The organism is Halomonas sp. TH-94 (assembly GCF_057473365.1).
On the sequence record NZ_JBYCKL010000045.1, the window covers coordinates 17,921 to 40,756 of the forward strand.

General features: G+C 62.0%; 24 protein-coding genes. 12 read left to right on the forward strand and 12 right to left on the reverse strand.

From position 1 onward, the window contains the following. Nucleotides 1–9: 9 nt before the first annotated feature. Nucleotides 10–414, reverse strand: coding sequence for a GFA family protein (locus tag AC2VNO_RS09080; RefSeq protein WP_486933832.1), 405 nt, complete (start codon nucleotides 412–414; stop codon nucleotides 10–12). A gap of 212 nt (nucleotides 415–626) precedes the next feature. Between AC2VNO_RS09080 and hmuQ the strand changes: the two genes are divergently transcribed. Beyond that, complete coding sequence (gene hmuQ / locus AC2VNO_RS09085; RefSeq protein WP_486933833.1) at nucleotides 627–959, forward strand: heme-degrading protein HmuQ; 333 nt, start codon at nucleotides 627–629, stop codon at nucleotides 957–959. Continuing rightward, nucleotides 956–1,609, forward strand: a complete 654-nt coding sequence (locus tag AC2VNO_RS09090; protein WP_486933834.1) for a 5'-methylthioadenosine/S-adenosylhomocysteine nucleosidase — start codon at nucleotides 956–958, stop codon at nucleotides 1,607–1,609. Before hmuQ ends, AC2VNO_RS09090 begins: the two co-directional genes overlap by 4 nt. A gap of 18 nt (nucleotides 1,610–1,627) precedes the next feature. Here the strand turns inward: AC2VNO_RS09090 and AC2VNO_RS09095 are convergent, their stop codons facing one another. From AC2VNO_RS09095 to trxC, 3 genes are all read right to left on the reverse strand, one after another. Then, nucleotides 1,628–1,969 carry a cupin domain-containing protein gene (locus AC2VNO_RS09095; RefSeq protein ID WP_486933835.1) on the reverse strand — a complete coding sequence of 114 codons (342 nt, stop codon included), beginning with the start codon at nucleotides 1,967–1,969 and terminating at the stop codon, nucleotides 1,628–1,630. Nucleotides 1,970–2,005: 36 nt separating this feature from the next. Further along, nucleotides 2,006–3,160, reverse strand: a complete 1,155-nt coding sequence (locus AC2VNO_RS09100) for a Fic family protein (RefSeq protein ID WP_486933836.1) — start codon at nucleotides 3,158–3,160, stop codon at nucleotides 2,006–2,008. 115 nt (nucleotides 3,161–3,275) lie between these two features. Further along, a complete protein-coding gene (gene trxC / locus AC2VNO_RS09105) occupies nucleotides 3,276–3,710 on the reverse strand; it encodes a thioredoxin TrxC (RefSeq protein WP_486933837.1) in 435 nt (144 codons plus the stop codon). Between the two features lie 205 nt (nucleotides 3,711–3,915). Between trxC and AC2VNO_RS09110 the strand changes: the two genes are divergently transcribed. Next, nucleotides 3,916–4,404: a pyridoxamine 5'-phosphate oxidase family protein gene (locus tag AC2VNO_RS09110; RefSeq protein ID WP_486933838.1), complete on the forward strand. Its 489-nt coding sequence runs from the start codon at nucleotides 3,916–3,918 to the stop codon at nucleotides 4,402–4,404. Between the two features lie 287 nt (nucleotides 4,405–4,691). Then, nucleotides 4,692–5,258 carry a phasin family protein gene (locus tag AC2VNO_RS09115; protein ID WP_486933839.1) on the forward strand — a complete coding sequence of 189 codons (567 nt, stop codon included), beginning with the start codon at nucleotides 4,692–4,694 and terminating at the stop codon, nucleotides 5,256–5,258. Nucleotides 5,259–5,327: 69 nt separating this feature from the next. Here the strand turns inward: AC2VNO_RS09115 and AC2VNO_RS09120 are convergent, their stop codons facing one another. After that, nucleotides 5,328–6,362, reverse strand: a complete 1,035-nt coding sequence (locus AC2VNO_RS09120) for an Acg family FMN-binding oxidoreductase (protein WP_486933840.1) — start codon at nucleotides 6,360–6,362, stop codon at nucleotides 5,328–5,330. Between the two features lie 212 nt (nucleotides 6,363–6,574). On the opposite strand from AC2VNO_RS09120, the gene AC2VNO_RS09125 reads away from it, so the two are divergent. Continuing rightward, entirely contained in the window at nucleotides 6,575–7,141 is a 567-nt protein-coding gene (locus AC2VNO_RS09125) for a TetR/AcrR family transcriptional regulator (RefSeq protein ID WP_486933841.1), read from the forward strand. Continuing rightward, nucleotides 7,138–8,322 carry an MFS transporter gene (locus AC2VNO_RS09130; RefSeq protein WP_486933842.1) on the forward strand — a complete coding sequence of 395 codons (1,185 nt, stop codon included), beginning with the start codon at nucleotides 7,138–7,140 and terminating at the stop codon, nucleotides 8,320–8,322. The genes AC2VNO_RS09125 and AC2VNO_RS09130 overlap by 4 nt, the downstream gene beginning before the upstream one ends. 41 nt (nucleotides 8,323–8,363) lie before the next feature. Here AC2VNO_RS09130 and AC2VNO_RS09135 read toward each other — a convergent pair whose 3' ends face one another. Further along, on the reverse strand, nucleotides 8,364–8,705 hold the full coding sequence (locus tag AC2VNO_RS09135) for a DUF427 domain-containing protein (protein WP_486933843.1): 342 nt from the start codon (nucleotides 8,703–8,705) through the stop codon (nucleotides 8,364–8,366). A 126-nt stretch (nucleotides 8,706–8,831) separates the two neighbouring features. Between AC2VNO_RS09135 and AC2VNO_RS09140 the strand changes: the two genes are divergently transcribed. Together AC2VNO_RS09140 and AC2VNO_RS09145 are read left to right on the forward strand one after the other, a co-directional pair. Beyond that, a complete protein-coding gene (locus AC2VNO_RS09140; RefSeq protein ID WP_486933844.1) occupies nucleotides 8,832–9,326 on the forward strand; it encodes an Mpo1 family 2-hydroxy fatty acid dioxygenase in 495 nt (164 codons plus the stop codon). A 72-nt stretch (nucleotides 9,327–9,398) separates the two neighbouring features. Beyond that, nucleotides 9,399–10,160, forward strand: coding sequence for a helix-turn-helix domain-containing protein (locus tag AC2VNO_RS09145; protein ID WP_486933845.1), 762 nt, complete (start codon nucleotides 9,399–9,401; stop codon nucleotides 10,158–10,160). 39 nt (nucleotides 10,161–10,199) lie between these two features. Here AC2VNO_RS09145 and AC2VNO_RS09150 read toward each other — a convergent pair whose 3' ends face one another. Further along, nucleotides 10,200–12,242 (reverse strand): CocE/NonD family hydrolase, encoded by a 2,043-nt coding sequence (locus AC2VNO_RS09150; protein ID WP_486933846.1) that lies wholly within the window; start codon nucleotides 12,240–12,242, stop codon nucleotides 10,200–10,202. Between the two features lie 56 nt (nucleotides 12,243–12,298). After that, complete coding sequence (locus AC2VNO_RS09155; protein ID WP_486933847.1) at nucleotides 12,299–13,600, reverse strand: ATP-grasp domain-containing protein; 1,302 nt, start codon at nucleotides 13,598–13,600, stop codon at nucleotides 12,299–12,301. A 338-nt stretch (nucleotides 13,601–13,938) separates the two neighbouring features. Here AC2VNO_RS09155 and AC2VNO_RS09160 point away from each other — a divergent pair, with 338 nt between their 5' ends. The 3 genes from AC2VNO_RS09160 to iadA are packed head-to-tail and all read left to right on the forward strand — an operon-like array spanning nucleotide 13,939 to nucleotide 18,634. Then, nucleotides 13,939–14,793 (forward strand): cyanophycinase, encoded by an 855-nt coding sequence (locus tag AC2VNO_RS09160; RefSeq protein WP_486933848.1) that lies wholly within the window; start codon nucleotides 13,939–13,941, stop codon nucleotides 14,791–14,793. Beyond that, complete coding sequence (gene cphA, locus AC2VNO_RS09165; protein WP_486933849.1) at nucleotides 14,790–17,432, forward strand: cyanophycin synthetase; 2,643 nt, start codon at nucleotides 14,790–14,792, stop codon at nucleotides 17,430–17,432. Before AC2VNO_RS09160 ends, cphA begins: the two co-directional genes overlap by 4 nt. Continuing rightward, nucleotides 17,429–18,634, forward strand: a complete 1,206-nt coding sequence (iadA, locus tag AC2VNO_RS09170) for a beta-aspartyl-peptidase (protein ID WP_486933850.1) — start codon at nucleotides 17,429–17,431, stop codon at nucleotides 18,632–18,634. The genes cphA and iadA overlap by 4 nt, the downstream gene beginning before the upstream one ends. Nucleotides 18,635–18,709: 75 nt before the next feature. Here the strand turns inward: iadA and AC2VNO_RS09175 are convergent, their stop codons facing one another. The 4 genes from AC2VNO_RS09175 to AC2VNO_RS09190 all read right to left on the reverse strand — a co-directional run bounded on the left by AC2VNO_RS09175 (nucleotide 18,710) and on the right by AC2VNO_RS09190 (nucleotide 21,881). Then, nucleotides 18,710–19,243 carry a DUF2380 domain-containing protein gene (locus tag AC2VNO_RS09175; protein ID WP_486933851.1) on the reverse strand — a complete coding sequence of 178 codons (534 nt, stop codon included), beginning with the start codon at nucleotides 19,241–19,243 and terminating at the stop codon, nucleotides 18,710–18,712. A 124-nt stretch (nucleotides 19,244–19,367) separates the two neighbouring features. Continuing rightward, nucleotides 19,368–19,979: a LysE family translocator gene (locus AC2VNO_RS09180; RefSeq protein ID WP_486933852.1), complete on the reverse strand. Its 612-nt coding sequence runs from the start codon at nucleotides 19,977–19,979 to the stop codon at nucleotides 19,368–19,370. A 60-nt stretch (nucleotides 19,980–20,039) separates the two neighbouring features. Continuing rightward, complete coding sequence (locus AC2VNO_RS09185) at nucleotides 20,040–20,870, reverse strand: AraC family transcriptional regulator (protein WP_486933853.1); 831 nt, start codon at nucleotides 20,868–20,870, stop codon at nucleotides 20,040–20,042. Nucleotides 20,871–20,948: 78 nt separating this feature from the next. Further along, nucleotides 20,949–21,881 (reverse strand): LysR family transcriptional regulator, encoded by a 933-nt coding sequence (locus AC2VNO_RS09190; protein WP_486933854.1) that lies wholly within the window; start codon nucleotides 21,879–21,881, stop codon nucleotides 20,949–20,951. Between the two features lie 104 nt (nucleotides 21,882–21,985). Here AC2VNO_RS09190 and AC2VNO_RS09195 point away from each other — a divergent pair, with 104 nt between their 5' ends. Further along, entirely contained in the window at nucleotides 21,986–22,813 is an 828-nt protein-coding gene (locus tag AC2VNO_RS09195; protein WP_486933855.1) for an SDR family oxidoreductase, read from the forward strand. Nucleotides 22,814–22,836: the final 23 nt, after the last annotated feature.

Below are 22,836 nucleotides of genomic sequence, written 5' to 3' on the forward strand. Positions count from 1 at the left end.
CCCTATGCCCTAGCGCTTCGGCGCGGCTTCGGAAAACTTGGGCAACTCATCGGCAAGATCGAACCACGCGGCCTTGGACGACACCCAGGCATGGTAGCGCTTGCTGGGCGCTATCGGCGTATCCAGGGTGCCCAGCCGCAGCCGCTTGGCGTCGGGCAGGTCGTCGCGGGCGCTGTAGAGCGGGCTGCCGCACTCGGCGCAGAACACGCGTACCTTGCCCGGCGTGGCGCGGTACTCCTTCAGGTACTCCGCGCCCTGGGTGATATGAAAGTCGGCGGAGCGGATGGGCGATACGGCGACGAAGGCGGAACCTTGGGCTTTTTGGCACTGCTGGCAGTGGCACATGGAGACTTCGTCGATCTCGCCGCGGTACTCGTATTCCACCTTGCCACATAGGCAGCTTCCCTTGTGCATCGGCCTCTTCTCCCGGTGGCTTTCGCTTACCATACCCGTTTCGCGATTCCGCGCCACTTTCACAGGATCGGCACAAGATCGGCACAAGGCCGGCACAGGGTGAGCGCAGAGTCAGCCGATGGTCGCGGGTTCATCCATACGCTTGCCCCCTATCGGCGTCGGTGTCATCGTCTTTCGGTGACCATCAGCCGCCGACCACAAGGAGCATTATCGTGTTCATCGCCATGAACCGTTTTCGGGTCAATCCCGAGCGAGTGGAAGAGTTCGAACAGATCTGGCTAGAGCGGGAGACCCACCTGCAGGGACTGACCGGCTTCGTCGAGTTTCACATGCTGCGCGGCCCCGAGAAGGAGGATCACGTGCTCTACGCCTCGCACACCATCTGGCGCTCGCGCGAGGACTTCGAGGCCTGGACGCACTCCGAGGCGTTCCGCAAGGCGCACGCCAACGCCGGCCAGAGCAAGCGCGAGGGGCTCTACCTGGGCCCGCCGAACTTCGAAGGGTTCGAGGTCATCCAGACGGTCGGCAACACGAGCGAAACATGAGCGCGGTACAGGGTACGCCGCCGCTGACGGAAATGGGCGGCCGCAAGGTGCTGTTCGCGATGGCGGCCGAGGCCGAATACGGCCCCCATCTCAAGCAGCGTTTCGCACCGTTCATGACCGGCGTCGGCCCCGTCGAGGCAGCGGTGGAACTCACCGCCGCCCTTGCCGCACTCGCCCAGCAGGGGCGCCTTCCGGATCTGGTGGTATCGCTGGGTTCGGCCGGCAGCCGCTCGTTCGAGCAGACTGAGATCTATCAGGCGAGCTCCATCGCCTACCGCGACATGGACGCCTCGCCGCTGGGCTTCGAGAAGGGCGCCACGCCCTTTCTCGACCTGCCGGCGATCCTTCCGCTACCGCTGCGCATTCCCGGCGTTCGTGAGGCCACGCTCTCCACCGGCGCCAATATCGTTTCGGGCGAAGCCTATGCCGCCATCGCCGCCGAAATGGTGGACATGGAGAGCTACGCCTGCCTGCGCGCCTGCATGCGCTTCAAGGTGCCGCTGATCGTGCTGCGCGGCATTTCGGACGGCAAAGCGGAGCTGAACCACGTCGACGACTGGACGGAATACCTGCACGTCATCGACGAGAAGCTGGCCGCCGCCGTGGACCGGCTTGGCGAGGCGCTCACCGAGGGGCTGTTGGATCACTGACACTCATGGGCGGCCTGGTCAGGGAGTGTCCGAGGCGGCTTCGCCACCTTCCGGGCCATAGAAGAACACCCAGGTGGCAAAGTCATCGGTGAAGTCTTCGAACCGGTGGACGACGCCCGCCGGCACGAACAGCACCTCACCGGCCTCGAAGGGCTGTCGGGTGTCTCCGTTGACAAAATGACCCGAGCCGGAGATGACGACGTACACCTCGTCTCGGGTATGCGGCATTTGGCGATCCACGTCTTCCGGCTTGTAGATCTCGACCTGGAGCGAGCCGTGTCGGAATACCTCAGCAAAGGGCACACCGTTGTTGTCCTGCAGCTTCTTCAATACAGCCGATGGGGTCAGTCGCTCCATCATGGTTTTTCTCCGGTAGGTTGAAAGGTCTATGCCCGCTCACGGGACAGGCGGCGGGCCGTAACCCACCACCCGGTAGCGCGTGCTTCGCCCGCCCCCCGGCAGTTTCTCCAGGCAACCCTTGGCCAGCAGGTCGGAAAGATGGCGGGTCGCCGTAGCCTTGCTGACCTTGGCGACCTTCTGATACTGGGCAGCACTGATGCCACCCTCGAAGCCCCGCTCTCCCCGATCCAGCAACCGATTGAGTACCTTGATCTGCTCCGGCAACAGGCCGGCTGCGGAGAATCGCTGCCAGAAGCGTGTCTTGGCCAAGGTACGCTCGATGCCGGCGAGAGCGTCTTCCAGGGTTTGCAGCAGGATATCGAGAAACCAGGCCAGCCAGTCGCTGAGATCCGTCTTGCCACGCTGGCTGTTTTCGAGCACGTGGTAATAGTCATGCCGCTCGGCCAGGATCGCGGCGGACATGGTATAGAGTCGAATGCTTTGTCGGTCGGCCTGGGCCAAGGCCCGGTCGGCAATGGCGCGGGCCAGGCGACCGTTACCGTCCTCGAAGGGGTGCAGGGTAATGAACCAGAAGTGGGCAATACCGGCACGCAGTAGAGGGTCCAGGGTCGGGTCGTGGCGGCTCGTGTCGAACCACGCCAGGAAGGCAGCCATTTCGTTCTCCAGCACTTGGCGAGGTGGGGCTTCGAAATGCACCTTGGGCTTGTCGAGACGGCCGGAGACGACCTGCATCGGCTCCTCGCCCCGCCACTCCCCTACCCGCAGCTTGACCAGCGATGTCTCGGCATCGGGAAAAAGCCAGCGATGCCACTGGAAGAGCCGCTCGCGGGTCAGCGCCGTATCCGGCGAGCCAATGGCATCCATCATCATGTCGGCCAGGCCTTCCGAACGCGATGACACAGCCGTCGCCACGCCCTCCACACCCAGGCGTCGCGCCAGGGAGGAGCGTACCGAGGCGGCATTAAGGCGCTCTCCTTCGATGGCCGAGGAGGTAATGATGTTCTGCAGCAGCGTATCCAGCATGACTGCTGGATCGTTGTCGCCCGGGAGGGAACCTACCCTGCCCAGCAGCATGCCGAGAGACCGCCAAGCTTCCTGAAGACGAGGCTGGATCACGGCGGCCCGCCAGTGGAAAGCGGGCCAGTCGGGCTGCTGCCAGATCCAGATTGGCGTCGTGGTTGAAGCGTTCATGGCGGTACCCTGCATGACTGGTGAGCCGAACAACCCAATTATTCGGCTCACCACATGAGCCGAATTGTCATCTCATTCGGCTCACGGGTCAACCAAGGCCCCGCACTGGCCTGGCTTAGATGAGATGCGGTTCGAGCCAGCGCTTGAGCTGCCCCGCCTGCAACAGCCCGGCCTGGCGAGCGATCTCACGCCCCTGCTTGAATACGATCAGCGTGGGAATGCTGCGAATGCCGAAGCGCCCGGCCAGGGCCGGCTCCGCCTCGGTGTCGAGCTTGGCGAAGCGGATGCGCGGCTCCAGCTCGGCGGCGGCCTGAGCGAAGACCGGCGCCATCATCTTGCAGGGTCCGCACCAGCCGGCCCAGAAGTCCACCACTACCGGAAGCTCGCTGCGCTCGACCAAGGCCGAGTAGTTGGCGCTGGTAAGCTCCAAAGGCGCCCCGGTGAACATCGGCTGCTTGCACTTGCCGCAGCGCGAGGCGGCCAGGCGGGCCGTGGCAACGCGGTTGATAGCCAGGCAGTGGGGGCAGGCCAGATGCAGGGAGTCGGACATGACTGGGCTCCGGGGTGGGTGGCATTGACGAGGATATGGAGGCGACCGGGCTGGAAGTAAAGCCAGAACGATGTGAGCCGGCTTGCCCTATTGAGCCATATTGTCAGCCGCTTCGGCCCATTGCTCCAGCGAGGCTGTTTGCCGGGCTTGCCTCGGGTAGCTAGGCTGAACCCCTAACCCCACGATTCGACAGGAGGTCGAAACCATGTCCAGCCCCGAGCACAAGCAGAAGATATGGAAGATGATCAAGGACATTCAAGTCGGCATGTTGGTCACGCTGGACGACGAGATGCCCCGCGCCCGGCCGATGCATCTGGTGCAGAAGGAGTACGACGGTACGCTGTGGTTCTACACGCGGCGCAGTGCCGAAAAGGTGTCTGAAACCAACCGCGACCACGATGTCTGCCTCAGCTTTTCCGATCAGGATAATGGCGTGTACGTGTCGCTGTCGGGCAAGGCCAACCTGACGGATGACCGTGAGCTGATCGAGAAGTACTGGAACCCGTTCGTCGCGGCCTGGTTCACCGAAGGCAAGGACGACCCGGATCTCGCCCTGCTGGAGGTCAAGGTGACCATGGGCGAGCACTGGAAGGCCAAGGAGAGCAAGGTGTTCCAGCTGTATGAATTCGCCAAGGCCAACGTCATGAAAGACGCGAAACCGAACCTGGGCGAGAACGAAAAGTTCGGCGGGTGAATCTATTCTAACGTTGCAGCGTCATGCCGCGCTTGTCCGAACAAGCGCGGCATCGCCTGCCCTTCGGTTCGACCTGACAGGACGACTTGCCATTGCTTATTTAAGCCTCCATGACAAATAAGTTGGCTGCGGGTGTGCTACCGCACGGAAATAATTTCCTGATGAGTTTATTCTTTAATTATGTCGTGGCAGGTGAAATTAACAACAGCTTGTTGAGAAATCACCTTCTGAATTACGTATTTCACCTGGACGATTTTTCTTGCTTATTGGAAACAAGGAGAGAACATATGAGCACTGAAAAAACCAAGTCGGACAGCAACCCCAAATCGGACAGCAACGCTAATTCGGATAGTAATTCCAATTCGAATAGTAACCAGAGTAATGCACAGGGTAACCAGAAAATCGACGAAGCCATCGTCGAGCCGGTACGTGCCTATGGCGCCCTGACCACGGATTACTTTGAAAAGCTGTTCGCAGCTCAGTTCGACTCCGTTCGCGCCTTTGCGGACACAAGCCTGGCGCAATCGCGCTCCTGGCTCGAAGTCAAGGATTCCGACAGTTTTCGGCAGGTGATCGAGCAGCAGCAGCAGGCCGTTCGAGAGCTGAGTGAGAAGATGAAGGAAGACGCTGAAAAGATTCGCGCCTTGAGTCAGGAATATTTACAGGAAACTCAGCAGCTAACGTCAGCGGGCATGCAGTCGGGCCGCAAGCAGCTCGAAGAAAGCATGCAGAAGGGAAAGGAGCAAGTAGCGGACAGCTTGCAAAAAGGTAAGGAAAAGGCTGACGATACTCAACAGAAAAGCCAGCAGCAGGCCGACAAGAGCAAGACATCGGCTAGCGCATCGCATAAGTAAGGCTTGATTGATAAGTTGCCGCACGCTGATGGGCCGTTTTCGAAAGAAGACGGCCCTTTAATTGTTTGGCTACCCTAACGGAACATGAGCGCCGAGCACAGACTCCATGGGGCGGCGCAACGAGCGCGGCATCGCCTTACCACGCCCGAACCGCACCACCAGGTCGGGGCGCCCGCTGATGATGCCCAGGGTCTTGGCGAACGCTGGACGCACGCTAGCCTCCTCGACCGGTTGATTGATGAAGGCATTGCTGATGCCAAGTACCGTCGCTTGAAGGGCAAAGCGCTGATAGCAGCGACCGGCTTCGACCCAGTGAGTCTTGTCGTCAGCCTCCGAGATGAACACGGCAATGCCGGAGGAACTGCGCACCTGGCGAGCCAGCTTGGCATTCTCGACCCCTTGGCGAAACAGGGCGCGGAACAGCCATCGGCCCAGCCAGCGCGGGGTCGCCGGGCTTCCCATGGAGCGAGCGAAAAGCCCATCCCCGGCTTCGACGGCCTCTCGCTCACCGAAGCGTATCCAGGCCTCTAGCTCCTGGCGAAAGGCTCGGTTGCCGATCTGCAGGCGACTGGCCTCGAGCACAAACTCCAGCACTTTCTCCCTCGCATCACGCTCGGTGAGGAGACTGATGGAAACTCCGTGCCCGGTCCCCGCGGCTTGCAGCCTGTACAACGCCTCGTCGGGAATGGGGGATCCGTCATAGTCGGTTCGCGAGCATTGCCGCAACGGGATGGCTTCGAACAGTGGTGAGGCATCCGGCTGGCAGGGCGCCAGCGTAACCCGTACCTCCCCATCTCCTTCGGGGCGAAACCTGACCTCGCCTGACATACCGAACGCCCGCGCGGCCAGGCTCAAGTTTTCGGCGGCGCATCCCAGCGAGACGTAAAGGTGGTGGTCGTCCGGGTCGACGAAAGGAGTGCGTCGCGTGAGATCCGGCAGGATGGCGATGGCATCATCCGAGACGCTGAAGCGCCAGCACTGGGTGTTGTGCCCGGAAGGGGCCAGGGTGGCATAGCGAATGAGTTCGTTCAGCCGCGCGGCTCGATCGGTACGTCGTCCATCGCCATGCCGCCAGAGGTTCTTCACCACCTGCTCGTAGTTCATCGCTCGCCCCCATCCTGCCCACGCCGCTGCCAGTCCCCTGCTTGCCTCAGTTTAGCGGCTACCTACCCGGGGAAAAGACCAAATCGTTCGGCTGCTCGTCGCAGGCGGCCCTATTCATGACGCTTTTGACACTCACCCTTTCATGGTCTTAGATAGATTCATGTTTAGATAGATCGGTCTATATAGATATCGAGATACAGGAGCGCCGTCGAATGCCCGCCTCCAAGCGCGACCATCTGCTCGCCACGGCCGAGCGCCTTTTCTATGAGCAGGGCTTTCATGCCACCGGCATCGACCGCATCGTGGCGGCGGCCGGGGTGGTACGCATGACGCTCTACAACCACTTCGCCTCCAAGGAGGCGCTGGTCGCGGCGGTGCTGCAGACACGCCATGAGCGCTTCGTCGCCAGTCTCGATGCGGCCACCGCCGCCGCCCCGCCCGGCCAGGAGACACGCGCTCTGGTCGAGGCCCATGGCCGTTGGCTGGAGCACAGCAGCCAGCATGGCTGCATCATGGTCAAGGCGATGGGCGAGTTTGCCGAGCACAGCGCCGAAGTCCATGCGCTGGCGATCTCCGCCAAGCGCGACCTGCTGGCACGCATCGAAGCCGCTGTGGCACGCGATGGCCTGGATCATCACGCCGAGCTGGCGCGACGCCTCTTCATGGTGCTGGAGGGCAGCAATACGACGGTAGTCGTGCTAGGCATGAAGACGGCACTGGCGGACACCCGAGCAGTGGTCGATGCCCTGCTCACCGCGACCCGGAGCGTGAGCTCATGAGGCCCCTTTCCGCTCTTGGCATGGCCGCCCTCGGCAGCGGGGTCATCGCCATCACCTACGGCCTGGCCCGCTTCGTGTTCGGCCTGTTCCTGCCTTCAATGCGCGACGAGCTAACGATCTCTTCGAGCATGGCGGGCGTGATCGGCGCCCTGCCGTTCCTGAGCTTCGTCTTTGCCATCCTCGCCGCCCCCTGGGTGACACAGCGCCTCGGAGTTCGCCGTGCCGGCGTTGCCGCGGCCGCCCTGGCCGGGTTCGGGCTGCTCACCATTGCCTTGGCACCCTCCTCGCTGCTGCTTGCGGTCGGCGTGCTGATCTGCGGTATCAGTACCGGCCTTTCCTCACCGGCAATGGCGGAAGCGGTGTCTCGGGTCGTGCCATCCAGGCTGCGTGGGCGGGTCAACGCCATCATCAATGCGGGCACCAGTGTGGGCATCGCGCTGGCCATGCCCGCGGTGCTGATCTGGGCGGAGGCCTGGCGCAGCGCCTATACCGGCTTCGCCGCCTTGGCGGCCCTGGGCGCACTGGCTGCCTTCCTTTTCCTGCCCCGGGACGACCGCCCTGTCCAGTCATCGCTGCCTTCCCTCGCGGCCCTGCCGGTGAGCCGTGAGCAGTGGCACGCCATCACTCGGTTGAGCGGCCTGGCCGCCGGCATGGGGTGCGCGAGTGCGTCTTACTGGGTGTTTGCTCCCGATGCGGCGATCGCCGCCGGTGGATTGGCGTCGAGCCAGACCGCCTGGATGTGGCTGGCGGTCGGCCTCGGCGGGCTGACAGGCGGCAGCGCCGGCGATCTCATTGCGCGCTTCGGGTCGGTGTTGAGCCATGCCGCTGGCTTGGTGGTGCTCTCCGCCAGCCTGGTTCTGCTGGCGCTCGCCCCCGGTCATTTCCCTTTGGCTCTGGCGTCTGCGGCCCTGTTCGGCGCCGGGTACATGACCCTGACCGGGTTTTATCTGGTCAGGGGAATCGAGATCATGGAAGAAGCGCCCGCCTTCGGCCCGGTACTGCCACTGCTCGCCACCTCGGTCGGCCAGGTCGCCGGCTCCCCGCTGGCCGGCTGGCTGGTCGGAGCCGAAGGCCATGGCACCACCTTCCTGCTGTTCGCCGCCCTGGGGCTGGCCGTCGCCGGGCTGGGTTCGTGGCTGCTGAAAGAGAGAGTCGCCGCCGATTCGCGCGCGCCGGGGTAGCGAGTCGTCGAAGCATAGCCCAGGCCGCCGCGGCCTACCGTCTAGCGGCTTTCGGTCACGACGGCCTTGGCATCATCGAATGCCAGGTATTCCGCAATCGTCTCCATGCCTTCCAGCGGCCTTTCGTAGCTCCACGCAACGTCGGACTGGCCACCGAACGAGAAGTAGGCGGCATCGCCCTTGAACGGGCAGTGGGTCACGGTCTCGGAGCGGGTCAGCCGCTCCATTCGCACGTCTTCGCGGGGAACATAGAGCCGTGGCGGGTGGCCGCGCTCGCGTAACTCCAGGGCGCGGCTGGTGTCGGCGAGCAGAGTGTCGCCGATCGTTACCTGCACTCGGTGAATTTGCGGGTTAAGGGTGATACGGGGCTCGGTGGCGGTCATCACTTCGACTCGAATGTAGGAAGTTTCTCGCTTTGAACTCGTAGCGGTTACATACAAGGCAGCGTGCCTCTGAAGAGCCTAGCATGGCATGACCCCGAACCCCCCAATAACAACGAGGGCGCCACCATGCGTAGCCTGCAGAAATTTCTCGACGACTATGGCGAAAGCCATCGCCATCCGGTGAACCAGTGGGTGCATATCGTCTGTGTGCCGGCCATCCTGTTCTCCACCCTGGGCCTGCTGTGGCTGGTGCCGATTGGCCGTTGGTTGGGACTGGAGGGCGGGGCCGCGGAGTGGGTCAACGGCGCTACCCTGCTGGGGGTGATTGCCGGGTTGGTCTACCTGCGTCTCTCCTTCGGTGTCTTCCTGATGATGGTCGCCTGGTTCGCCCTTTCCGTAGTGGGCATCCTCGCCATCTTGAATGCGGGATGGTCGCTGTTCTGGATCTCGCTGATCGTCTGGGTGGCGTCGTGGGCGGTGCAGGTGTGGGGCCACAAGGTAGAGGGCAAGAAACCTTCTTTCGTCGAGGACCTGGTGTTCCTGCTGACCGGCCCGATCTTCGTCACCTTCGAAGTGGCCCACAAGCTCGGGCTGCGCGTGCCGCGCCCGGCCGGGCACTGAGCCTGCCGTATCGGTATCCGTTGGTGAAATGGCTTATCCTCGGGTTTATTGCCCGATAGCCATGGATTGTCTGTGACGGATACCTTGCCGGTGCGCGGAACCCTCTACCTGTGGAATGACCGCTGGATGCTGCTTGGCCGCCTGCCGGCCAACAAGGCGCACCGGCACGTCAGCGCATCGCTGTTGCTGGGACTGGACGGAGCGTTCGAGCTGGAGGTGGAGGGCCAGCGCCGCCACACCCGGGCCGCAGTAGTGGCACCGGATGTGGCCCAGGCGCTGGATCCCGGCCAGACCACCATGCTGGTGGCTCAACTCGACCCGGACAGCGATGCCTGGCGGCGGTTGGCAGGCAACCTGGCGGGGCGCCCCTCGATGGACCTGCCATTGGACGAGGATCTGGCGCGGGTGCTGGCCCGCAGTGACGATTGCCATGCGCTCTCAGGCAATCTGGCGCAGTTGCTGGCCGCCACCGGCGCGCCCCCGCTACCGCTGGATCCGCGAATAGCGGACACCTGCCACCATTTGCGTGAAACTCTACCGGAAAAGCTGGATGCCGCGGCGCTGGCCGCACGTATCGGGTTGTCCACGTCGCGCCTCACCCACCTGTTTCGCGAGCAAACGGGGGTGACGCTGCGCCGTTTCCTGCTCTACCTGAAGATCACCCGCGCCATGGCCCGTTGGCAGCCAGGCATGACCCTTTCAACCCTGGCCGCGGAAGCGGGCTTCTACGATCAACCGCACCTGGTGCGCACGGCCCGCGACATGTTCGATGCCCTGCCCTCGGCCTATATCGGAACCGGTCAGTTCCGTATCTGCCGCTGTTCCCTCACTTGACGCGCCAAGCGATACACCTTGTATGCGCGGCAGCTGCGCTCACACGAGGTCGCGCGGGATCTCCTCGTCCCAACTCTTGGCAAAAACCCGGGTAGCGCCCTCAAAGGCATCCAGCGTCGCTCGCAAACGAAAGGTTGATGCGTCGGAGGTCATCAAAGTGCGGGTGACACTGCGTACTTTCCAATCCCCACGCCGGAAACAGCGCTCCCACTCGGTCCAGCCGCTGAGGCTGTCGTAGTTGCCGTAGGAATAGGTATAGCGTTCGACGACCCGGGACGAGAGCTCGAGCTCGATGTCGTCGAGACGAAAGGTGCCCTGGTCATTGATGACTTCGAGTGTGGTCTTGTCATTGGCCAGGTCACGTATCACGCACCACGCTTCGTGGCTCGGCTGTATCACGCTAACCGCCAGCGGTGGCGCGCCCTCCGGTAGTTCGAACGGGCTCAGTGCCGCTTCTTCCTGAGGCTGGGGCTCGCGACATGGCAAGATCAGCCGGCAGCCGGCAGGGTGCACTGTCAGCTTGACGGGAACGGGCGACGGCCAGGCCAACGGCCAGTAACTGGTGGAGAGCGAGAGCCGCATGGCGTTGCCCACGGGAAACTTCTGCGCGATATGTTTGAGCGGCACCCGCACCCGATAACGCTTACCGGGCTCCAGGGGCTCGGGAAATTCGTCACTGTCACGGTGGGTCAGGTTCAGCAGGCCATAGGTAATCCGCGTCGCCTTGTCGTCATCGGCAATATCGCTGAGCCGTAGCGCCACCATCGCTACCGGTTGGTCGGCTTGGATGTCGAGTTCGACGACGGGTTGTCCGCAAATCTCGATCTCTTGATCGAGGCGTGCCGTTTGGAAGACCAACGAGCCACCGTCCTCGTCGCGCTGATCGTGAGGCAGGTCCGGCGGGGCATTGTAGGAACACCACTTGCCAGCATACAGGCCTACCGCCAGCGGCGAGCGCACGGAAAGCGGAAAATCCTCTACCGATACGGAAGCTGCGCCGCCCTGCGGGTCAGGCAGCAGGCCATGCCCGCTGGTGAGGCGGAAGTGTTTCGGTTCGATGCGCGGCGATGGCCAGCTCGGTTCGGCAACCCAGCGCCCCGGCCGTAGCTCATAGCGGGCCGACGGCGGAACCGATTCCTGCATCCATACGCGCAGCATCGGCTCGGCCATGATGCCCGTATCCTTGCCCTTCAACCACTGGTCCCACCAGCGCAGGGATTCCTGCATGAAGCCGATGGCCGGGCCCGGAACCCCAAGGTGGGGATACTTGTGCGCCCAGGGGCCAACCAGGCCCTTGCGTGGCACCTCGAGTCCTGCGAGCAGGCGGAACACGGCGTTGCAGTAGCCGTCTGCCCAGCCGCTAACCGCATAGACGGGACAGCGAATGCGCGAGAAGTCCTCGCAGACCGAGCCATGCTTCCAATAGTCGTCGCGACGCTGATGCTGTAGCCAGGTAGCCAGCCACAGCCCGCTATCCTCGAGACGCTCCTGCCACATCTCCCGCCAGCGCTCGCCGACCAGCAACGGGTCGGGTGGGCAGGTATTGGCATCGAACATGGTCGAGGCCCACGAGAGGTTGTCGCCGAGCAGGCAGCCACCCATGTGATGGACATCATCGGCGTAGCGATCGTCGGTCGAGCAAATCGTGATGACGGCCTTCAGCTCGGGCGGCTGCATTGCCGCAATTTGCAGGCCGTTGAACCCGCCCCATGAGATGCCGATCATGCCTACCGCGCCGGTACACCAGGGTTGCTGGCCCAGCCAGTGAAGGATTTCGACGCCATCGTCGAGCTCCTGTTGCAGGTATTCGTCGGTCAGCACCCCTTCCGACTCGCCGCTGCCGCGGATGTCCACACGCACCCCGGCGTAGCCGTGGCCGGCCCAATAGGCATGGGTCTGAGCATCGCGTATCGCCGTCAGGTCTCGCTTGCGATATGGCAGGTACTCGAGGATAGCCGGCACCGGATCGCTTTCGGCATCCACCGGACGCCAGATACGTACGCCCAGCCGGCAGCCATCAGACAGCGTGATCCAGCCCTCCTCTTCCTGCACGTTGCGGGGAAAATCGCTGACGATATGCATGACCTGCTCCCTTTACCGTAACGGGGTTTCTCACGATTCATGCCGCGAAGAGCCCGTCAGCCGACGATGTCCTCGAACGCGAAATGCAGCTGCTCGGCAAGACGTAGGTAGTTCTCTTCCAGCGCGTCTTCGGCATCTGCGCCCATCCACACGTAAGCCAGGGCGTAGCTGTAGCTGTCTTGCTCTGGCAAGGAGGACAAGCGCATACCGACCTCGACCTGAACCGTGATCGAGGTGCCGGGGAAGGCTTGATGCAATGCCTCGATCTCTGCGGCACTGGGCACTTGGCTGACGGTGGCGTCGACGAAGAACACCCGATAGAAGAATTTCCCTGCGACCTTGAATGCCCCTTGGCGGCTAGGCATATCGGGCACTCGCCCCAGGGCCAGGTCGACCGTGACTTGCTGATGGCTGACCCCATCGACCTTTTCGAACAGGTCGCAGTGCGATTGCGCAATACGCGTATTGATCTCGAGCAGCCAGATGCGGTCTTGCACTTCGTCCCAGAAGTATTCGACGTTGAAGGCAGCATTGTCGTAGCCGATATGAGCCATGATTTGACGAGTCAGCTCGTGCATCTTGGTCTGAATGGAAGAAGGCAGACGAGACGGATAGCGATAACAGAAAAAGCTCAGCACTTGCGGGTAGCGAATCGAATCGACAATGGCATAAGGCACGACGTCACCTTGGAATACATATCCCTCGACCGTACATTGCCATCCACCAATAATCTCTTCCGCCATGCAGTGGCCGCCATCCACCGCGCGTACGTCGTCAGGCAGAATGGCATGCTCAAGAACGTAATTGAAAGGCTCGGAAATCGTCCCGATGCCTTCACATAACTGCGCCACGGCATAGGCGAAGTCTTCTGGGCTTTCTATGCGAAAGCCCAGTCGCGAGCCGGACGACTTGATCGGTTTGACGAAGAAAGGAAAATAGAGTCCCGCTTCCCCTATGTGCTGCAATGCCTGGGCGTCGAAGGGGTCGAAGGCGGTAAAGCGCGGAATATGATCGGCAATCACCTCCTGCTGAACGCGCCGACTCCAATACTTGTGCTCACATTTGAGTAAACTTTCGAGACTGGTGGAACGCGTACCGAATCGCTGACAGAGCAGCGGCAGCATGGTCGAGACGGGAAAATCCATGTACCCGACGATAGCATCGATAGACCCATTGAATTCTTTCAACTGGGTTTCGGCTCTGGACAACATGTCTTCGATAGGAAAGATTTCGGTATCATTGACTTCCGCAGAGTCGATCACGCCATGAAACCGATAATTCTTGGCCCCTCGTAAATGCCCGAGCCGTATACGGTTGGGTTCATCCAGCCCGACAACAAACACATTCCGAACGCTCATGATCGCCTCCTGGCGCAAGCTCGGCTGCCGCAGGCCTGGCCGCTTAACGAGTAGCAGGCAGGAAAATGGCGCTTGCCCGTCCCGGCCAGGGGGCCGGGCTGGGGAAGGCCTATCATCGAAGCATAGTGGTTTATCGTTGCCGCGCTTTGGCAATACGCGAGAGAGTCGAAATTAACTGCTCGCCAGAAGGATTTTAGTCATAACGAGGGATCGCTTTAATACTGGCTAGGGTGGTTTACGACTGTTATAACTGAAGATGCGGGTTAAGCATTACGCCATTGCCGGCATCGGTAATGATTCAGCGTTTCTCAAAAGCGTCGCTGGGCGGCGAATGGCATATGGCGTCACACCTCCCCATCGTTTCGGGCCACCTAGTGGCTATCGGGGGTGCCGAGGACAAGACCTCGGAACTCTCTATCCTACGACGGGTTTTCGAGCTTGCTCCCGACGACAGCGACGAAGTCGCCATCATCGCCACGGCCAGTCGCATTCCTGAAGAGCTCCTGCCTTGCTACGAAGCGGCCTTTTCTCGCCTGGGCGCAAGCCAGGTCCATGCGCTGGACATACAGGATCGCCGACAAGCCTGCGATCCCGACAATGTCCGGCTTATTCAGCGAAGCGGCGTGATTTTCTTCACCGGCGGAGATCAGCTCCGCCTGACCCATGTGTTTGGTGGCTCGGCCGCCCTTCGAGCCATCCGCGAGCGTTTTAGGGCCGGCGCCGTCGTGGCAGGAACCAGTGCCGGCGCTGCGGCCATGCCAAGCACCATGATCTACAACGGTGCGGCCGCAGACGCCTTGCGCAAGGGGGCTGTCAACATGACCTTCGGCCTGGGCTTCATTCGCGGCATCATCATCGATAGCCACTTTCTCGAGCGGGGGCGATTCACGCGCCTCATGGAAGTGGGTGCCAGCAACCCGGAGCAACTGGGTGTCGGCATCGGTGAGGATACCGCTGTCATCGTTCACCCGAACCGCATCCTGGAAACCATCGGGCCGGGGCACGTCATCATCATCGATAGCCGTGATCTGGCGAGCTCCAATATCGCGGAACTCCCCATGGGCGAACCGGTTGCCGTCGAGAACATGATCCTGCATGCCATGGTCAGTGGCCATGGGTACGATATCGATGCACGACGCTACCTCGTCGCCGCCGAACTCAACGCAATCCTGGCGGAGAGCCAAGCGCAATGAACATCCTCGAGCATCGAGCGCTGCGCGGGCCGAATTACTACAGCCGCTATCCGGCCATCTTCATGCGGCTGGACATCGGTGAGCTCGAAGCGAAGCCGAGCGATACCGTCCCCGGCATCACACAGCGCATCGCCGAACTTCTGCCGACCTTGTACGAGCACCGCTGCTCGGTCGGGCGGCCCGGGGGGTTTCTGGAACGCCTTGAACGGGGCACCTGGGCCGGCCACGTAGTCGAACATGTCGCGATCGAACTGCAGAATATGATCGGCTTTTCGGTGGGTTACGGCAAGACGGTCGACTCCTACGAAACCGGTATCTATAACGTCATCTATCGTTATCGGGATGAGGCCTGCGGTCTGGCGGCCGGCGTGGAAGCCGTCGATATCGTCGTCCGACTCTTCAATGGCGACGAGATAGATATTGACTCGGTAGTCACCCGACTCAAGAACGTACGCGACTCGCATATGCTGGGGCCATCCACGGCGTCGATAGTGGATGCCGCCGAGCGCCGAGGAATTCCCTATGCGCGCCTCGACGAGAACAGCAGTTACGTCCAATTGGGACACGGCTGCCGTCAACAACGGATCCAGGCGACGGTGACTTGCCGCACGAGCCTGATCAGCCACGGCATCGCCGATGACAAGCACTGGACCAAGCAGGTGCTCGGCGAGGCCGGCATTCCCGTCCCGCAGGGGCGCCTTTGTCACTCGGTAGACGAAGCGCTCGAGGCCGCTCTCGATATCGGCTATCCGGTTGTCGTCAAACCGCTGATCGGCAACCACGGCCGCGGTGTCAGCACGGATATCAGCGACGAACCGGCGCTGCGTGAGGCGTTCACCATCGCCTCCCGCCACAACTCGACGGTCTTGGTCGAGAGCTTCGTCAAAGGCGAGGATCACAGACTGCTGGTGATTGATGGCAAGCTTGTCGCCGCCGCCAGGCGGCGCCCGGCCCATGTGGTGGGAGATGGTGAGGCGACGCTACAGGCGCTGATCGACAGGGAGAACCAGGACCCACGTCGCGGCATCGGTCATGAAAACCTCCTGACACAGATCAACTTGGACGAGCAGTCGCATCGGCTGATAGCGCAGCAGAATCTCACTTTGGAGAGCGTCGTCGCGAAAGACGTCGTCATCTATCTGAAGTCCACGGCGAACCTGAGCACCGGGGGCACTGCAACGGATGTCACCGAGGATATGCACCCTGAAGTGAAGTACACGGCAGAGCGCATCGCCCGCCTGGTCGGACTGGATATCATCGGCATCGACCTGCTTGCCGAGACGGTGACCATACCCTTGGAGGAGCAGTCTGCCGCGGTGGTTGAGGTCAACGCGGGGCCGGGGTTTCGCATGCATATCTCACCGACCCATGGCACGGGCCGGGATGTGGGTCACCACGTCATCGAGATGCTTTTTCCGAACAGCGAGGACACCGGCCGGATACCCATCGTTGCGGTGACCGGTACCAACGGGAAAACCACCACGGTACGCCTGATTTCGCACTTGCTCCGCCAGGCGCGACGCAGTGTCGGCATGGCCTGCACAGGGGCCATCGAGATCGACAACCATATCATCATGCGGGGTGATTACAGTGGGCCTCAGGCGGCAGCAACCGTACTGCGCGAGCCTACCGTCGAATATGCCGTGCTGGAGGTCGCGCGCGGCGGCATCATGCGGCGCGGGCTGGGTTTCGATGAATGCCAGGTCGGCGTGCTACTGAATATTGAGAGTGATCATCTCGGGGAAAACGACGTCCATACTCTGGATGAGCTGGCACGCTGCAAGGCCGTGGTGATTGACGCTGTCCGCCAGGAAGGGACGGCTGTGCTCAATGCCGATGACCCTCGCGTGCTGGCGAGCAGGGAATGGGCTAGAGGGAAGGTGATCTACTTTTCTCTGGAGCCCGATTCAGAGCCTCTCCGTCAGCATGTGCAAGCTCAGGGTGTCGCCTTCACGGTTCATGACGAGTGTATCGTGATGCGCCAGGGAAACGTCGAAGCCTCCATCATTTCGGTGGTGGACGCCCCTATTACCTTCGAAGGCCTTGCCCGCTTCAATGTTGCCAATGCCCTCGCGGCCAGCGCCGCGGCCTATGCCCTGGGGCTAAGCATTGCGGATATACAATTGGGCCTGCAGACCTTTCACCCGACCCCGGGACAGAATCCGGGACGCACCAACTTGATCGACGCCGGCGATATAAAAGTATTGATCGACTACGGCCATAACGTGCCGGCGCTCAAAGCCTTGAGCGAGCTCGTAAGCCGTATCCCCGCACAGCGGCGTATTTGCGTGGCCAGCGCTCCGGGTAACCGTCGCGACGAGGACCTGCACGCCCTAGGAGCTCAACTTGCCGGCATGCATGACCTCGTCCTGCTCTGCGAGACAGCCCCCCGCGGCCGCCCCGACGGTGAAACCGTCAGCCTGCTGCGGGCTGGGGCGGAATCGGAGCCAGGCACCTGCCGCGTCGAGGTGGTCATGAATGAACGTCACGCAGTAGATAAAGCGTTCGATGAAGCCAGGGTGGGCGACCTGTTGGTACTACTGATCGATGATATCGAAAGTGCCACCGAGCGGCTGCGTGGGCGCCGGTTCCTGCCGGACACCCCGATGGCGGATAGCGATGCGGGTGCCCGACCATGACCCTAAGCGATGCCGGTAATACCGAGCTCATGACCCTGCTGCGCGTCGGCGCTATTTTTTCACCCGAGCGCCTGGAGGCGACTGACATCCTGATGGCGGGTGGAAAGATCATCGCCTTGGGAAACGACCTCGACATCCCCAAGGGCTGGGCTATCCGGGTGGTTGAAGCCCATGGCCTTACCGCCGTGCCCGCCTTCATCGACCAGCACGTGCATGTCACCGGGGGCGGTGGCGAGGGCGGTTGCGGTACCCGCTGCCCGGAAATTTCGGCCCGGGAAATCGCCGCGATGGGAATTGGCACTATCGTGGGGGTGCTCGGCACTGACAGTATCAGCCGCTCCCCGGCAGACCTGCTGGCCAAGGTACGCGGACTGCGTACCGAAGGCATATCCGCTTTCATGTATACCGGTGCGTATCGCGTTCCGCCACCCACGCTGACCGGCGACATTCAGCGCGACCTGGCCTGGATTCCCGAAGTCATCGGCCTGGGGGAGATCGCCATTTCGGATCATCGCTCGAGCCAGCCACGCCAGGATGAGATCGAACGGATCGTCAGCGATACACGTGTTGGCGCCATGCTGGCCGGCAAACGAGGCATCTGCCATTTCCATCTGGGTGATGGGAAACGCGGTCTGGAACCGCTACGCAGATTGCTATCCAAGACCGAGATTCCCGCCGACCAGGTGATTCCCACCCATGTGAATCGCCATGCGGCCTTGCTCGAGGAAGCCGCGGACTATGCGTTGACGTTCGAGGCGAGTGTGGATGTCACCGCCTTCGAAGATGCCGGCGACGGCCTTTCCAGTTTCGATGCGGTGTCTCGGCTTCTGGAGCGCGGCGTTCCACCGGAGCGCATCACCATGAGCTCCGATTGCAATGGCAGTCTGCCGGAATTCGATGCCAACGGGGCGTACCTGGGAATGAAGGTAGCCAAGAACACGACGTTGATCGCGGATTGGCAGCGCCTCGTTCATGAGAGTGTGTTGCCTCTCGAATCGGCCTTGGGTCTGATTACCACGAACGTGGCCCGGGTACTCGGCCTACACGCCTGCAAGGGACGTATAGCTATCGGCTTCGATGCCGATGTGACGCTCATCGACAGCGAACTACAGCCGCAGCGGACGTTCGTGGCGGGAAAATGTATTTATGACGTGAGCAGCAGCAATAACTCCAGCTATGACGATGCCAATGCCCAGCCGTAGGCGGGTGCGGGACTCACATGCCTGACGCCGACCCATGAGTATGGGGCGGGTACCTAGTCGCGTTCGATGGCGATCTCAGCGCAGAGGCAGGCAATTCTCTTCGATGTGGCGCAAGGTGTACTGAGCCATGCGTTGCCAGGCTTCGTCGTTATCACCGCGATAAGACAAGAGTTGCTCGCAGGCAAACTCGTTGTTGTCATTCAGATCCAGCACCGCCAGCCTTACCCTTCCAATCAGCGTACTCACTTTGTGAACTTCACCGATAAGCAGATATTGAGCACCAGCAGCCATGGCCTGGCTTGATAGAACGGCCAGGCCGGGGGCGCGGTGCGTACAGGGTTCCACCTCGCAAGACAGGCGGACGAGCGTGATCTCACGGTTCATGGCAAGGCCGTTGTGCAACGTCTCATTGAGCGATTTCAGTCTTGCTGCATGCTCGGCGCTTAGATTTTCGTCTTCGCCAGATGTGTCCTGAAAATCGAATTGAGCCAAGGCCAAAGCCGGTTTTTCGGTATCGGCAAAAACCGTCGATGCCATTACCATCATGCTTGTCAGAAGCAGGAAAGAGATGCTTCGCACGATCCGGCGACATATGTTTTTTGGCGTCATGGCGCCTCCTTGGTGGAGCCCGTGCGCGCCTGGAGGGCAAGCCATACCTTGGTGTCTGGCGGCCAGCCCCATGTGGTGGTTCGTTTCAGTCTTAGTGCATGACCTGCTTTACGTCCATCAAACCTCAAAACCCACCCGACACCAGCGGCAGCCAGACGTGCTCGTAGCCGATGGTGATCGCTACCCATACCAGCAGTGTGGCCATGGCGAGGCTGAAGCCCTTCAGTAGCCTCGGATTCTCGAGGCGATGGCCGACCACGGCGCCCATCAGGGCGTAGCTGCCGGGGGCGCCGAAGGCCAGCACTGCCAGCCCGAGCGACCAGAACAGCAGGCTCACGCCGTGAATGCCGGCCGCGGGGAACTGGATGGTGGCGATCGGCAGGGTTGCAAGCATGGCTTTCGGGTTGCATAGCTGCATGATCAGGCCGTCGCGGAACTGCAGCACGCGTGGCGCTTCGCGCACTCTGCTCAGGTCGATGCTCGAGCGGGCGACCTTGATCGCCAGGTAAAGGATGTACCCGCAGCCCACCGCCCCCACCACGGCTAGCATGTCGCCGCGCACCCAGGCCGCCCCGGCCCAGCCGAACAGGAGGAATAGCGTGAGCATGGCTAGCCCCACGCCGATGAAGAAGCCAAGCGAGGTTTTGGTCTGGCCGTTGAGTCCGGCGTTCAGGCCGAGCAGATTCACAGGCCCAGGCGTGTACATGACGCCCAGGGCATAGGCGACGATCTCCATGGGAGATTCTCCGGTAGGTAGTGCGTAGTGTGTTTGGCCGAGCGGCCGGGTTCAGCGCCGCTAGGTGATGCTGCGCTGGTATTGGTATGGCGTCTTGCCGTAGATGCGCTTGAAGCGGCGGTTGAAATGGCTTAGATCGGTAAAGCCGTAGCGAAAGGCCACCTCGGTGGGCGCCACGCCGGCCTCCAGGGCGCTGCGCGCGGCATTGATCCGGCAGCTCAGCACGTACTGATGCGGCGTGATGCCGAACTGCTGCCGGAAAAGGCGCAGGAAGTGGTACTTGGAGAGATGGGCGGCCTGGCTTATTTCATCCAGCGAGAGATCCGACTCCAAGTGCGCGAGGACGTACTCCTTGGCGCGCAGCAGCAGCGCATCGGGACGGCTCACCCTTCCGCCGGGCTGGAACTGGCCGGCGCGCTGTACCAGGCGCGTCGCCATACGGTGCAGGGCGTGCTCCTGATCGATGCGCGTGCCCTGCTGGTGGATCAACAGCTGCGCAAGATCGAGAATGGCGTGGCGCAGCTCAGGATCGGCCAGCAGAGTCTCGCTACCCTGGAACTGAGCGGCACGCTCGCACCCTGCCGCATCGGCAAACGAGGCCTCGAGCTGAGCGGAAGGCACGTAAATCATCACGTAACCCAGCGTGCTATCGTCCCCTGGGTGGCCATCGTGCACCTGCTCGGGGTTGAACTGAATGACATTGCCGGGCGGGCTGCGGTGGAACTGCCCGCTGCTGAAGAAGTCCTGCCGTCCGGAGAGGGTCACGCCGAAGGCGTACTCCTCGTGGGCATGGCGGTCGTAGCTGAAGTCGCTCAGCGATGCCTGAAGCACTGTCAGTCCGGGCACCTGCCGGCTCTTGTAGTAGTCGAAATGACTCGATTGCTTGGCCATGCCACACCTCCTGAACGCCACTATGGCATAGCTTAGGCCCAGCCCAAGCGAGGAGCTTGGACATTATTGCGGAGATGGCTAACGGCTGTCGGTGACCTGAGCCATGGGCTTGCCCGCCTGAACATCTGACGCCTTCAGCAGATCGATGAAGGCACGTAGTGCTGCAGGCACGTGGCGATGCCCGGGGTAATAGAGCATCAAGCCAGGGTATGGCGGGCTCCAGGCTTCGAGCAGCGCCACGAGCTGCCCCGAGGCGAGGCGGTCGCTGGCCACGATTTCGGGAACGTAGGCAATGCCGAGGCCGTCGGCAGCCGCTTCGACCATGAGATCGTTATCATCCAGCGTCAGCATGCCGGGAACCTCAATGACGACTTCCTGCCCTCTCCGCTCAAACTCCCAGCGGTAGCGCTTGCCGCTGGGCAAACGCTGACGTATGCAGCGGTGCTTGTGCAGGTCGTCGGGTACGTCGGGGGTGCCGAAGCGGTGCAGGTAAGCCGGCGAGGCCACCGCCAGGAAGCGCATGGCACCACCCAACTTCACCGCAATCATGTCTTGGGGCACCATCTCACCCAGCCGTACTCCAGCATCGAAACCCTGCTCGACGATATCGACGAGACGCCCTTCGCTGACGATATCGAGCTCCACCGCCGGATATCGGCGCAGATAAGCAGGCACGACATGGGCAAGCAGCAAGCGAGCCGCCGCCCTGCTCGCGTTGATGCGCAACACGCCGCCGGGTTCGCCGCGGTCGTCGGCGAGGGTGTCCAGCGTGGCGTTCAGTTCACTCAAGGTCGGTGTGATACGTGCCAGAAACCGGCCACCGGCATCGGTGAGAGAAACGCTGCGAGTGGTGCGGTGGAGTAGCCGCACGCCGAGCAGCTCTTCCAGATGCCGCATTCGATGGCTCAACGCCGAGCGCGAGACACCGATCACATCGGCTGCGCGCCGAAAGCTGCGTTCGGCGGCCACCACCGCAAAGGCTTCCAGGTCGGCCAGCGTTGGCTTGGTCATTGGTGAATTCCTCTCACGACTTCATCCCATACTAGACGACTTCTGCTTTCCAATCGGGAGTACCAACATGCACTGGCAACCCACCCGAAGGAAGGAACAGAGCGATGAGCAAGACATGGTTGATTACCGGAGCCTCCTCAGGCCTTGGCCGACTGATGACGGAGCGCCTGTTGTCACGCGGTGACCGCGTGGTCGCCACGCTGCGCAGGGAGGGCGTGCTCAATGACCTGCAGCAGGCCCATGGCAAGCGCCTCCTGGTGCTGTCACTCGACCTCACCGACGTGCCGGGGATTCGCACGGTCGTCAAGGAAGCTTTCGCCCAGATGGGCAAGATCGATGTGCTGGTATCCAATGCCGGCTATGGCCTCTTCGGTGCCGCCGAAGAATTCAGCGATGAGCAGATCGATCACCAGATTGCCACCAACCTCACCGGTTCGATTCAACTGATTCGCACGGCGCTGCCCTACCTGCGCGACCAAGGCGGCGGGCGAATCGTGCAGGTCTCCTCCGAAGGGGGCCAGAAGGCCTATCCCAACTTTTCCCTCTATCACGCCACCAAGTGGGGCATCGAGGGCTTCGTCGAATCGACGGCGCAGGACGTGGCTCCGTTCGGGATCGACTTCATCATTGTCGAACCGGGCCCCACCGCGACCGATTTCGCCACCGGGCTCGTGCGCGGGACGCCGATGGAGGCCTACGACGCAACGCCGGCGGGCGATGTCAGGCGCGCCGTGGCAGAAGGCAGCTTCGAGATAAAGGGCGATGCCGCCAGGACGGTGGACGCCATGATCGCCGCCGCCGATGCGGCGCAGCCCCCCATGCGGCTGGCCCTCGGCAGTTCGGCGTATACGGGTGTCAAGCAGGCACTGGAAGAGCGGCTGCATATGCTCGAGGCACAGCGCGACGTGGCCTTTTCGGCCGATGTCGATTGACCGGCTTCACTCTGCTGGGCTTT

Coding starts and splice junctions, on each gene's coding strand:
- AC2VNO_RS09080 (WP_486933832.1), bottom strand. CDS start 414: ATGCACAAGGGAAGCTGCCTATGTGGCAAGGTGGAATACGAGTACCGC.
- AC2VNO_RS09090 (WP_486933834.1), top strand. CDS start 956: ATGAGCGCGGTACAGGGTACGCCGCCGCTGACGGAAATGGGCGGCCGC.
- AC2VNO_RS09095 (WP_486933835.1), bottom strand. CDS start 1,969: ATGATGGAGCGACTGACCCCATCGGCTGTATTGAAGAAGCTGCAGGAC.
- AC2VNO_RS09100 (WP_486933836.1), bottom strand. CDS start 3,160: ATGAACGCTTCAACCACGACGCCAATCTGGATCTGGCAGCAGCCCGAC.
- trxC (WP_486933837.1), bottom strand. CDS start 3,710: ATGTCCGACTCCCTGCATCTGGCCTGCCCCCACTGCCTGGCTATCAAC.
- AC2VNO_RS09110 (WP_486933838.1), top strand. CDS start 3,916: ATGTCCAGCCCCGAGCACAAGCAGAAGATATGGAAGATGATCAAGGAC.
- AC2VNO_RS09115 (WP_486933839.1), top strand. CDS start 4,692: ATGAGCACTGAAAAAACCAAGTCGGACAGCAACCCCAAATCGGACAGC.
- AC2VNO_RS09120 (WP_486933840.1), bottom strand. CDS start 6,362: ATGAACTACGAGCAGGTGGTGAAGAACCTCTGGCGGCATGGCGATGGA.
- AC2VNO_RS09125 (WP_486933841.1), top strand. CDS start 6,575: ATGCCCGCCTCCAAGCGCGACCATCTGCTCGCCACGGCCGAGCGCCTT.
- AC2VNO_RS09130 (WP_486933842.1), top strand. CDS start 7,138: ATGAGGCCCCTTTCCGCTCTTGGCATGGCCGCCCTCGGCAGCGGGGTC.
- AC2VNO_RS09135 (WP_486933843.1), bottom strand. CDS start 8,705: ATGACCGCCACCGAGCCCCGTATCACCCTTAACCCGCAAATTCACCGA.
- AC2VNO_RS09140 (WP_486933844.1), top strand. CDS start 8,832: ATGCGTAGCCTGCAGAAATTTCTCGACGACTATGGCGAAAGCCATCGC.
- AC2VNO_RS09150 (WP_486933846.1), bottom strand. CDS start 12,242: ATGCATATCGTCAGCGATTTTCCCCGCAACGTGCAGGAAGAGGAGGGC.
- AC2VNO_RS09155 (WP_486933847.1), bottom strand. CDS start 13,600: ATGAGCGTTCGGAATGTGTTTGTTGTCGGGCTGGATGAACCCAACCGT.
- AC2VNO_RS09160 (WP_486933848.1), top strand. CDS start 13,939: ATGGCGTCACACCTCCCCATCGTTTCGGGCCACCTAGTGGCTATCGGG.
- cphA (WP_486933849.1), top strand. CDS start 14,790: ATGAACATCCTCGAGCATCGAGCGCTGCGCGGGCCGAATTACTACAGC.
- iadA (WP_486933850.1), top strand. CDS start 17,429: ATGACCCTAAGCGATGCCGGTAATACCGAGCTCATGACCCTGCTGCGC.
- AC2VNO_RS09175 (WP_486933851.1), bottom strand. CDS start 19,243: ATGACGCCAAAAAACATATGTCGCCGGATCGTGCGAAGCATCTCTTTC.
- AC2VNO_RS09180 (WP_486933852.1), bottom strand. CDS start 19,979: ATGGAGATCGTCGCCTATGCCCTGGGCGTCATGTACACGCCTGGGCCT.
- AC2VNO_RS09185 (WP_486933853.1), bottom strand. CDS start 20,870: ATGGCCAAGCAATCGAGTCATTTCGACTACTACAAGAGCCGGCAGGTG.
- AC2VNO_RS09190 (WP_486933854.1), bottom strand. CDS start 21,881: ATGACCAAGCCAACGCTGGCCGACCTGGAAGCCTTTGCGGTGGTGGCC.
- AC2VNO_RS09195 (WP_486933855.1), top strand. CDS start 21,986: ATGAGCAAGACATGGTTGATTACCGGAGCCTCCTCAGGCCTTGGCCGA.